Annotated in this window: 11 protein-coding genes; 2 read left to right on the top strand and 9 right to left on the bottom strand. The window is 66.4% G+C overall.

The window, feature by feature from the left end:
- Positions 1–78: 78 nt before the first annotated feature.
- From E8M83_RS11475 to E8M83_RS11485, 3 genes are all read right to left on the bottom strand, one after another.
- A complete protein-coding gene (locus tag E8M83_RS11475; protein WP_137173501.1) occupies positions 79–1,272 on the bottom strand; it encodes a PLP-dependent aminotransferase family protein in 1,194 nt (397 codons plus the stop codon).
- Positions 1,273–1,437: 165 nt separating this feature from the next.
- Entirely contained in the window at positions 1,438–1,899 is a 462-nt protein-coding gene (locus E8M83_RS11480; RefSeq protein WP_137173502.1) for a RidA family protein, read from the bottom strand.
- 72 nt (positions 1,900–1,971) lie between these two features.
- Entirely contained in the window at positions 1,972–2,889 is a 918-nt protein-coding gene (locus E8M83_RS11485; protein ID WP_137173503.1) for a DMT family transporter, read from the bottom strand.
- Between the two features lie 112 nt (positions 2,890–3,001).
- Here E8M83_RS11485 and E8M83_RS11490 point away from each other — a divergent pair, with 112 nt between their 5' ends.
- Positions 3,002–4,429, top strand: a complete 1,428-nt coding sequence (locus tag E8M83_RS11490) for a PLP-dependent aminotransferase family protein (protein WP_137173504.1) — start codon at positions 3,002–3,004, stop codon at positions 4,427–4,429.
- 1 nt (position 4,430) lies between these two features.
- Here E8M83_RS11490 and E8M83_RS11495 read toward each other — a convergent pair whose 3' ends face one another.
- Positions 4,431–4,922 (bottom strand): VOC family protein, encoded by a 492-nt coding sequence (locus E8M83_RS11495; RefSeq protein WP_137173505.1) that lies wholly within the window; start codon positions 4,920–4,922, stop codon positions 4,431–4,433.
- Positions 4,923–5,121: 199 nt separating this feature from the next.
- Here E8M83_RS11495 and htpG point away from each other — a divergent pair, with 199 nt between their 5' ends.
- Positions 5,122–7,035 (top strand): molecular chaperone HtpG, encoded by a 1,914-nt coding sequence (gene htpG, locus E8M83_RS11500; RefSeq protein ID WP_137173506.1) that lies wholly within the window; start codon positions 5,122–5,124, stop codon positions 7,033–7,035.
- A gap of 33 nt (positions 7,036–7,068) precedes the next feature.
- Here the strand turns inward: htpG and E8M83_RS11505 are convergent, their stop codons facing one another.
- The 5 genes from E8M83_RS11505 to E8M83_RS25925 all read right to left on the bottom strand — a co-directional run.
- On the bottom strand, positions 7,069–7,437 hold the full coding sequence (locus E8M83_RS11505; RefSeq protein ID WP_137173507.1) for a DUF3325 family protein: 369 nt from the start codon (positions 7,435–7,437) through the stop codon (positions 7,069–7,071).
- 9 nt (positions 7,438–7,446) lie between these two features.
- Positions 7,447–9,630 (bottom strand): TonB-dependent siderophore receptor, encoded by a 2,184-nt coding sequence (locus tag E8M83_RS11510; protein ID WP_137173508.1) that lies wholly within the window; start codon positions 9,628–9,630, stop codon positions 7,447–7,449.
- Between the two features lie 153 nt (positions 9,631–9,783).
- Positions 9,784–9,918 carry a hypothetical protein gene (locus tag E8M83_RS26480; RefSeq protein ID WP_267874211.1) on the bottom strand — a complete coding sequence of 45 codons (135 nt, stop codon included), beginning with the start codon at positions 9,916–9,918 and terminating at the stop codon, positions 9,784–9,786.
- Positions 9,915–10,463, bottom strand: coding sequence for an alpha/beta hydrolase (locus tag E8M83_RS11515; protein WP_137173509.1), 549 nt, complete (start codon positions 10,461–10,463; stop codon positions 9,915–9,917). The genes E8M83_RS26480 and E8M83_RS11515 overlap by 4 nt, the downstream gene beginning before the upstream one ends.
- A partial coding sequence (locus tag E8M83_RS25925) for a hypothetical protein (protein WP_170976770.1) occupies positions 10,453–10,948 on the bottom strand: 496 nt, incomplete at its 5' end. The genes E8M83_RS25925 and E8M83_RS11515, both read right to left, overlap by 11 nt.

A 10,948-nucleotide genomic window follows, 5' to 3' on the forward strand; every position in this document is an offset into this window, starting at 1 on the left:
CATGGTCCCGCTGATGATACCGGTATCGACTGACACTCAACGGGAAAATCGGGGCTGCGCAGCACAGCCCCGAGTTGATTACAGCATGCCGGCGATCAGCTTGCCGAGGACGGCGATGCCTTCGCGGATGCGTTCCGGCGGCACGGTCACGAAGGACAGGCGCAGGGTGTTGGTGGCCGGGTTGTTGGCATAGAACGGGGCGCCCGGCACGAAGGCCACGCGCGCGGCCAGCGACTGCTCCAGTAGTTTCATGGCATCGATCTGCTGCGGCAGGGTGACCCAGATGAACATGCCGCCTTCGGGCTTGGTCCAGCTCACGCCGGCCGGGAAGTGCTCTTGCATCGCGTCGAGCATCACCTGGCACTGGTCGCCGTACAGTTGGCGGATGGTCGGGATGTGCTGGTCCAGGAAGCCGTCCTTGACCACTTCGTGCACCACCATCTGGGTCAGCTGGGCGGTGTGCAGGTCGGCGGCCTGCTTGGCCAGCTCGAGGCGGCGCACCAGCGGCAGCGGCGCGCAGACGTAGCCCAGGCGGATGCCTGGGGTCAGCACCTTCGAGAACGAGCCCATATAGATCACGCCGTCCGGATTCATCGCGACCATCTTCGGGCTCGGCGCACCCTTGTAGCTCAGCGAGCCGTAGGGATCGTCCTCGATCAGCGGCACGCCGAGGCGGGCGCAGGTCTCGACCAGTTCCTGGCGGCGCTCGACCGACAGCGAGCGGCCGGTCGGGTTCTGGAAGTTCGGCAGCGCGTACAGCATGCGCGCGCCTTGCGCGATGCCTTCCAGCGACGATGGCACCAGGCCGTGTTCGTCGGTGTCGACCGACTTGAATTCGGGGCGGTAGACCGAGAACGCCTGCAGCGCGCCCAGGTAGCTCGGGGTCTCGACCAGCACCGGGCTGCCTTCGTCGATCAGCACCTTGCCCAAGAGGTCGAGCGCCTGCTGCGAGCCCGAGGTCATCAGGATCTGCTCCGGCAGGATTTGCGAACCTTCGGTCGACAGCGAATTGGCAATCCATTCACGCAGTGGCGCGTAGCCGTCGGTCGGGCCGTATTGCAGCGCGACTTTACCGCTATCGGTCAGCACCTTGTCGTAGGCCGCTTTCATGCGTTCGACCGGGAAGGTGGCGGGCGAAGGCAGGCCGCCGGCGAACGAGATGATCTCGGGACGCTGGGTGATCTTCAGGATCTCGCGGATGAAGGAGCTTTGCAGCTGCTGGGCGCGTTCCGAGAACTGCCACTGGATGGGATTGGGGTTTTCGATTTTCATACTTGTCTCACAGGAAGGTGCACGGTGGTGCCGGGCCATTATATAAAACACGCCGGGTAGGCGGCTTCACATTGGCGAGTGGAGCCGGGTCAGCTCCACCCGAGGTACAACAGTAATTGAATTGCCGGCGAATTAACGCCGGTTGTTAGTACGCAATTGCCCGTTTTATGCCACTTCCACGATCATTTCGATCTCGACGCAGGTGCCGCGCGGCAGGGCAGCCACGCCGAAGGCCGAGCGGGCGTGCTTGCCGGCGTCGCCGAACACGTCGCCGATCAGTTCCGAGGCACCATTGGTCACCAGGTGTTGTTCGTTGTAGTCCGGGGTCGACGCGACCAGGCTCATCAGCTTGACGATGCGCTTGACGCGGTTCAGGTCGCCGCCCACGGCTTCCTGCAGGGTGCCGATCAGGTCGATCGCGACCGAGCGCGCCGCCGCTTGGCCATCAGCGGTGGTCTTGTCGCGGCCCAGGATGCCGGCGTTGATGCTGCCGTCCTTGTTCTTGGCGATATGGCCCGAGATGAACACGAGGTTGCCGGTCTGGACGTACATGACGTAGGCCGCGGCCGGGGTGGCCGGCGCTTCCAGGGTGATGTTCAGTTCCTTGAGTTTGTCGTAGACGGACATGGTGTTCTCCAATTTTGCGTTGAGTAAAGGCGGTATTGTACGTCGAGCCGGGGCCATGCACAGCGGGCATGATCAGCCAGGCAGGCGCCGGACCTGCAGCCGGCGCCCGGCGAACACGACCCCGATCACGGCCAGCGCGAACAAGACATTGTGCATGGTCAGCGCCTCGCCCAGCAGCACGGCCGCGCCGACCAGGCTCAGGAAAGGTTGCAGCAGCTGCACCTGGCCGACCCGGGCAATCCCGCCCAGGGCCAGGCCGCGGTACCAGAAGAAAAAGCCGATGAACATCGAGAACACCGTGACGTAGCCCAGCCCCAGCCAGGCCGCGGCGCCGACGCCGGTAAAGGTGTCTGCGCCGACGCGCCAGGCCAGCAGCGGCGCGACCAGCGGGACCGACAGCAGCAGGGCCCAGCAGATCGTCTCGGGCCCGCCCAGGGTGCGCGCCAGCTTGCCGCCCTCGGCATAGCCGATGGCGCCGGCGGCCAGCGCACCGAACATCAGGAAATCGGCCGCATGCAGCGCGCCGCCGCCCTGGAACAAGGCGAAGGCCAGCACCAGTGCGGCGCCGAGCACGGCCATCAGCCAGAACGCGGCCGAGGGGCGCTCTTCGCCACGCAGCGCCGCGTACAAGGTTGTCATCAGCGGCAGCAGGCCCGCCAGCACCGCGCCGTGGGAGGCCGGGACATGGCGCAGCGCCATCGAGCTCAGCAGCGGAAAGCCGACCACCACGCCCAGCATGACGAGCGCCAGCGGCACCAGCGCCGTGCGCGGCGGCAGCGGCGTGCGGCGCCAGGCCATCCAGGCGGCGGCCAGCAGCGCCGCGCCCAGCGCCCGCCCCAGGGCGACGAATAGCGGGTCGAGCTCGGCGACCGTCATGCGCGTGAACGGCAGTGTCAGGCTGAACATGGCGACGCCAACCAGGCCGAGCAGCATGCCGCGCGTCTCGTCCTGGCTGGCGGTCGTGGAAACGGGTCGGGCGAGGGTGGTCATCGAGGTCCTTGGTCGGGGCTTGCGATTACGGGTCAGTGGGTCTATCCTAATCGCAAGGACCAATACAGTCCCAGTACACTTCATCCGATAATTTGCCGACTGTGGTGGTGAAATGACCAATACACCCGCCTTTGCGCTGACGCGCGATACCGGCGAAGCGCTGGCCGACCAGATCGTGCGCGCGGTGACCGCGCGCGTCGAAGAGCGCCTGCTGCGGCCCGGCGCACGCATGCCATCGATCCGCCAGTTCGCCGCCAGCCACGGCGTGTCGCCATTTACCGTGGTGGCCAGCTATGACCGGCTGGTGGCGCAGGGCTACCTGGAATCGCGGCGCGGCGCCGGCTTCTTCGTGCGCGAACGCCAGCCGGCGCCGGCGCGCGCGGCGCTGCTGGCGCAAGCGGCCCCGGTGCCGGCCGATCTCGACATCGCCTGGCTGGTGCGCAGCATGTTCCGCCAGGCGCCGCTCGGGCTGGCGCCGGGTTCCGGCGTGCTGCCGGCCGACTGGCTCGATGGCGCGGCGGTCGCCAACGCGCTGCGCGCACTGAGCCGCCAGAACTGCGATGGCCTGCTCAACTACGGCTCGCCGAATGGCTTCCTGCCGCTGCGCCAGCAGCTGCAACTGAAACTGGCCGAGCTGGAAATCGAGGCCACGCCCGAGCAGCTGGTGACGACGCTCGGCACGACCCAGGCACTGGACCTGGTGGCGCGCGAATTCTGCCAGCCGGGCGACACGGTGCTGGTCGACGATCCGGCCTGGTTCCTGATGTTCGGTTCGTTCGCGGCGATGGGCCTGAAGGTGGTCGGCGTGCCACGCCTGGCCGACGGCCCCGACCTGGCCCGGCTCGAGGAGCTGGCGGCCCTGCATCGTCCGCGCCTGTTCGTGATCAATTCGGTGCTGCATAACCCCAGTTCGACCTCGGTGTCGGCGGCCAAGGCCTACCAGGTGCTGCGCCTGGCCGAGCAGCACGACTTCATCGTGGTCGAAGACGACGTCTATTGCGACCTGCATCCGGGCGGCGCCACCCGCCTGGCCGCGCTGGACGGCCTGCAGCGGGTGATCTACCTGGGCGGATTCTCGAAGTCGATGGCGGCCAACCTGCGGGTCGGTTTCATCGCCACCTCGCGCGAACGGGCCCTGCGCCTGGCCGATCGCAAGATGCTGGCCACGCTCAGCACCAGCGATATCGGCGAGCGCGTGGTCTATAAAATCCTGGCCGAGGGCCACCACCGCAAGCACCTGGACCGCATCCGGGGCCGTCTCGATGCGCTGCGCCCGGGCGCGCTGCGCCGGCTCGAGGCGCTCGGGCTACGGGTCGACCCGGCGCCGGCGGCCGGGATGTTCCTGTGGGTCGACGCCGGTGTCGACACCAATGCGCTGACCGCGCGCGCCATGCAGCAGGATTTGCTGCTGGCGCCGGGCAGCCTGTTTTCGCCCAGCCAGCAGCCGTCGACCCGCATGCGCCTGAACCTGGCGGCGCTGCAGGAACCCGGCGTGTGGCGCTTTCTGGAGGGCCAGCTGCCGGGGCTGCGCGGCGCCTGACTCAGCCGGCTTGCTGGCCCGGACAGCCGCTTGCCATCATCTTGTCCATGCGCTCCCTGATCTGCTCGGGCGTCAGGTCTTGCTTGTGGGTGGCGATCGACCAGCGGTGGCCGAACGGGTCCTGGACCTGGCCGTAGCGGTCGCCCCAGAACATGTCGGACAGTTCCATCAGGGGCTTGGCGCCGGCGGCCACGGCCTTGGCCCATACCGCATCGGCGTCTTCCACATACAGGTGGATGACCACGGACGTGCCTTTCAGGGCCAGCGGGCCCAGGCTGCCGAACTCGGGATAGTCCTGGGCCAGCATGATGGGCGAATCGCCGATGCGGATCTCCGCGTGCATGATCTTGCCGTCCGGCCCGGGCAGGCGGACGATCTCGACGGCGCCGAAGGCCTTCTTGTAGAACTCGATGGCATCAAGCGCATGTTCGCACACCAGGTGCGGGGTGACGGTACGGTAGCCTTCCGGGATGGGGCGCACTGCCTGGTTCATGATCTTCTCCTGTGGTGTGTGGATGGGTGCTGCATCGCTACGACGAACGGGAAGGACACGATTCGACATCCTGCACGCATAAAACTGCAAAATCCCTGGGCTTGAGGGGGCCTTGTCAAAAACACCTCTTGAAATCCTCCATGGCAGCCTTATATGCCTCCGAGTCTGACAACCCACTATGTTTTTAACGAGGAACAAAATGGCAAGCGCCGAAAAAGAAACCCTTGGCTTCCAGGCAGAAGTAAAACAGCTGCTGCAACTGATGATCCACTCCTTGTATTCGAACAAGGAGATCTTCCTGCGCGAACTGATCTCGAACGCGTCCGACGCTGCCGACAAGCTGCGCTTCGAGGCGATCAATAACGACGCCCTGTACGGCAACGACCACGAGCTCAAGATCAAGGTCGCGTTCGACAAGGACGCCAAAACCATCACGATCTCGGACAACGGCATCGGCATGAGCCGCGACGAGGTGATCGCCCACCTGGGCACCATCGCCAAGTCGGGCACCAAGGAATTCTTCAGCAAGCTGTCGGGCGACCAGCAGGCCGATGCAGCCCTGATCGGCCAGTTCGGCGTGGGCTTCTATTCGGGCTTCATCGTGGCCGAGAAGATCGTCGTCAATACCCGCCGCGCCGGCGCCTTCGCCGAACAGGGCGTGCGCTGGGAATCGCGCGGCGAGGGCGACTATTCGATCGAACAGATCGAAAAGACCAGCCGCGGCACCGACGTGATCCTGCACCTGCGCGAAGGCGAAGAGGAGCTGCTGTCGTCGTGGAAGCTCAAGTCGATCATCCGTAAATATTCCGACCACATCTCGCTGCCGATCGTGATGCAGAAAGAGGAGTGGGACGAAGAGAAGAAGGAAACCGTCGTCAAGGACGACGTCGAGACCGTGAACCAGGCCAGCGCGCTGTGGGCACGCTCCAGGAGCGAGATCACCGAAGAACAGTACAACGAGTTCTACAAGCACGTCTCGCACGACTTCCAGGACCCGCTGACCCATACCCACAACCGGGTCGAAGGCCGCAGCGAATACACCCAGCTGCTGTACGTACCGGCCCATGCGCCGTTCGACCTGTGGGACCGCAACAAGCGCGGCGGGATCAAGCTGTACGTCAAGCGCGTGTTCATCATGGACGACGCCGAGCAGCTGATGCCGACCTACCTGCGCTTCATCAAGGGCGTGATCGACTCGGCCGACCTGCCGCTGAACGTCTCGCGCGAGATCCTGCAAGAGTCGCGCGACGTGCGCGTGATCCGCGAAGGCTCGACCAAGCGCGTGCTGGGCATGCTCGAGGAGATGGCGAACTCGGACGAGCAGGCCGGCAAGGACAAGTACGCGACCTTCTGGAAGGAATTCGGCCAGGTGCTCAAGGAAGGCATCGGCGAGGACACCACCAACAAGGATCGCATCGCCAAGCTGCTGCGCTTTGCCTCGACCGCCAATGAGTCGAACGAACAGACCGTGTCGTTCGCTGATTACGTCCGCCGCATGAAGGAAGGCCAGGACAAGATCTACTACGTCACCGCCGACAACTACCAGGCCGCCAAGAACAGCCCGCACCTCGAGATCTTCCGCAAGAAGGGCGTCGAAGTCATCTTGATGACCGACCGCGTCGACGAGTGGATGCTGTCGTTCTTCACCGAGTTCGAAGGCAAGGAACTGGTATCGGTCGCCAAGGGTGGCCTGGACCTGGGCGCGCTGGAAGACGAGGCCGAGAAAAAGGAACACGCCGAGACCGAGGCCGGCTACAAGGAACTGGTCGAGAACATGAAGGGCGCCCTGGGCGAGAAAGCCAAGGACGTGCGCGTGACCTTCCGCCTGACCGATTCGCCGGCCTGCCTGGTGGCGGACGAAAACGAGTTGTCGGGCAACCTGCTGCGCATGCTGAAGGCCGCCGGCCAAGAGGCGCCGGAATCGAAGCCGATCCTCGAGATCAACCCGGACCACCCGCTGGTGCAGCGCCTGAAGTACGAAGAAGCGAGCGGCGCCCGCTTTGCCGACATGGCGCACATCCTGTTCGACCAGGCGATGCTGGCCGAAGGCGGCAGCCTGGCCGATCCGGCGTCGTTCGTCAAGCGCCTGAACGAGATGCTGCTGGCGAAGTAAGCGAAAACCGGGGCAGCGATGCCCCGGTTTTTTTTAACCAAACCTGAGCACCATCGCCGTCACGCAGCTCGCCGCCGCCAGCCCGCCGACCACGCGCACCACGCGCGCCGCCGCCACGGTCCCATACGCCAGCAGGCCGATCGCGATCCACACCGCCGCCGTCAGGCAGCCGATCCACAGCACGAAACCGCGCCCCTGCGCGCGCAGTTCAACGCAGCACAGCAGCGACACCAGCAGGGCCAGTGCGCCGAGCGCCTGCACCGTATTGCGTACGCGCGGGCGGCGCAGGGCGCCGCAGGCTTCCTGCCAGTGACGCTCCATCGTCAGCCCGAGCGTTAGCAATCCGGCCACCGCCGCGGCGAAGGCGGCTACCCCGAACAGCGTCGCGACCACCAGCTGCATCGTGCGACCCTAGAACGTCGCCTGGAGGGTGGCCGTCAGGTTGCGCGGTTCGCCATACCAGTTGCCGCCCCTGGCGTCGCCCAGGGTGCGATAGTAGTGCTTGTCGAAGATATTGTTGAAGTTGAGCGCGGCCAGCAGGTTGCGGTTGATCCGGTAGCCGACCCGGCCCGACCATACCGCGTAACCCGCCTGTTCGATGCGCACCGCGCCCGAGGTCTTGTAGGTCAGGCTCTGGGCGTTGACGCCGCCGCCCGCGCTCCAGGCGCTGCCGCTTGGCCGCCAGCTGGCCCAGATGCGCGCCAGGTGGCGCGGGGTGAAGGTCGACAGCGGCTGGTTCTCGTTGGCGCTCGGCAGCCCGGTCGCGGTGCGGTCGCGCAGGTACTTGGTCTGGTTGAAGGTATAGCCCGCGCTGAGGTCGAGCCCTGGCGCGACCTGGCCGGTCAGCTCGGCGTCCAGGCCCTGGCTGCGTACCTTGCCTTCGGCAATGAAGCAGGCGCCGCCGGTCGGCGAGCCGATACATGGCGATGGATTGAGCGGATCGCTTTGCGAGCGGTTTTCCTCGACGATGCGAAATGCCGCCAGCGAGGCGTTCAGGCGCCCGCCGAACAGCGCGCCCTTCAGGCCGGCCTCGATATTCTCGCCGGTCGCCGGAGCGAGCCGGTCGCCGCTGGCGGTGAACTGATTCGCTTGCGAGCGGAAGATCTCGGCATAGCTGAGGTAAGTCGTCCACTCGGGCGCGAAGTCCCATTGCAGGGCGCCGAACGGCGTGAATTCGCCATCCTGCTTGTATGGCTGGGTGTTGTAGCCCTTGGTCACCAGGTTCTGGACCGCGTTCTTCCAGTTGCTCACGCGCCCGCCGGCAATCAGTTTCACCTCGTCCGTCAGCGCGAAACGCAGCGAGCCATAGACCCCCGACTGCTCGGTCGGCGTCAGCGTGTGCGTGGCCGCGCGCGCCGGGGTGGTCGGCGCGACAGCGTAGTCGAAGGGGTTGAAGGTGAAGGGACTGACCGCCGGATTCGCGATCGCGAGCAACTGGCTGCGGTAGTCATAGTCGCGCTTCATCCAGTTGGCGCCCAGCAGGACGTCGTGGCGGCGACCGAAGGCGGCGAAGCTGCCCTCCAGCGTGAGGTCGGCCGCTTTCTGCTCGCCCAGCAGGCGGGCCTGGAACGAGGACAGCGTCGGGCCGAGATTGGTCGCGCGGTTGACCGCGCCGAAGGCCGAGCCGCTCAGGTCGTGGTTGTCCTCGGTCATGCGGCTGAAGGCCACGCGCAGCTTCCAGTCGTCGTTGAAACGGTGCTGCAGGTCGGCGAAGGCGGTGGTCGACCTGACGTTGGTGTCCGACCAGGCGGCGTTGAGGTAGGTCGAGCGCGGCAGGCCCAGGTCGCCGCCATCGGCGAAGCGCGGCAGGCCGCCGTAGTACGGCGTGATGTCGTTCTCTTCGCGGTGGACGCCCACGCCCAGGGTGGTCGACGGCGCCAGGTCGGCCTCCACGATGGCGTACAGGATCGAGCGCTGGTTCTCCGAGATGTCGTAGACATACTCGCGGTCTTCGTAGGCGCCGACGACGCGCGCGCGCACGCTGCCGCTGTCATTGAGCACGCGGCTGGCATCGATCTCGGTCCGGTAATTGTCCCAGCGGCCGGCGCTGGCCAGCACGTCGACGCGATTGGTCTTGAGCGGGCGCTTGCGCACCAGGTTGACGACGCCGCCGGGATTGCCGGCGCCGCTGAACAGGCCCGCCGGTCCGCGCATCACTTCCACCCGGTCGAACACCGACAGGTCGGCGCTGATATTGAAGCCCGAGCCGCGCTGGGTGGTCACGCCGTCGTACTGGACCGTTTCGATCTCGAAGCCGCGCGAAAAGAAGCGGCGTTCGTGGCTGCTGGTTTGCTCGACCACCAGCCCGGTGATGCTGCCCAGCGCCTGGTCGAGCGTGCGCAGGTCCTGGTCCTTCAGGCGCTGGCGATTGACGACCGACACCGATTGCGGCGTTTCGCGCAGGCTGCGGCTGCCCTTGGCGATCGAGGCGGCGTCGCTGGCGTAGCCGGTCTCGATTTTGTCGGCCGTGACCAGCACGGTCGATGCCGGGACCGGCTCGTCGGGCGCCGCCGGCGCATCTGCGGCCATGACGGCGTGGGTTGGGTAGGCGAGGGCCAGGGCCAGCGCGAGCGGCAAGCGCATCGGTGAACTCATGCGGTTCTTTCTTCAGGGAGGTGGACGGGCAGACGTGACAATGCTACGAATGCAAATGAGAATGATTCGCATTTTGATGTAATTGTGGATTTTATGCAATATGCAAATGCCGCGATGCGGCTTTGACACCACATTCCCCAGCAGGAAGGCGCTTCAGAGGTGACGTATTTCGGCCGGTGGCGTGGCCCGGTTGTCGTTGCGGCCGTCGATATGGCGCTCGGCGGCCTTGATCGCATAGCCCCGGCCCCGGCGGTCGGGGCGCAGGCGCGCGCTGTGCAGGACGGTCATGGCGCCGAGATCTCGTCGCAGAACTGCTCCAGAAGGCGCAGGCCGTCCGGCCAGTCGCCATGGCCGGAATCGGTGTTCAGGTGGCCGGCGTCGCCGATCTCGACCAGGCGGCTGCCCCAGGCGGCGGCGAAGGCGGCGGTCCGGTCGCGACTGGCGAAGGGATCGTTGGCGCTGCCCACCACCAGGCTCGGAAACGGCAGCGTTTTCAGGGGGATCGGCGCCCAGCAATTGAGGTCGGCCGGGTAGGTGGACGCCTCGACGTCGCTCGGCGCGACCAGGAAGGCGCCCGCTACCTTGAGCGGAGAGCCGGACAGCGCCCAGTGCGCGACCAGCATGCAGCCCAGGCTGTGCGCCACCAGGATCGGCGCGCCCTGGCAGTCGGCGATGGCGGCGTTCAGTTCGGCCACCCATTCGTCGCAATGAGGATTGCTCCAGTCGCGGTGCTCGGCGCGCCGCCAGTGCGGGTTGCGTTCATGCCAGAGCGATTGCCAGTGGCGCGGGCCCGAGTTCCACAGGCCGGGCAGGATCAGGACGTCACATTTCATTGTTTGCTTCTCCTTGATGGGGGCGGCTGGCCGGGCGCCACAGGGCGCCGGCCAGGCGCGCGAGCAGGCGCCGGAAACCGTTCTTGCGCTGTTCGGTCAGCAGGCCGAGGATGGCGGTCGCGAGCGCGATCGCGGCGCCCAGCGCCAGCAGGTCGGCCAGGCTGCGTGGATCGTGCGGATACAGCGCCGGCCAGGCGGCCAGTACCAGCGCGTGCGACAGGTAGAGCGTCAGGGTATACGAGGCCAGGAGCCGGATCGGTGGCGCCCAGCGCAGCAGGGGCTTGAGGTCGGCGAAGCGCGCGCAGGCGAAATTCAGGCACACGACCAGGCCGAAGACATAGTCGGCCAGGAAGCGGTCGCTGTTGCCGAGCGCGAAGGCCTGGCCGATCCACGAAGCGCGGCCGGCCGCGCGCAGGCTTTCCTCGACACCGCTGGCCTCGTAGGCCACCAGCAGCGCCAGGCTGGCGATCCAGCCGGCGCGGGCC

This window comes from Massilia sp. HP4 (assembly GCF_005222695.1).
Classification (GTDB): Bacteria; Pseudomonadota; Gammaproteobacteria; order Burkholderiales; family Burkholderiaceae_D; genus Telluria.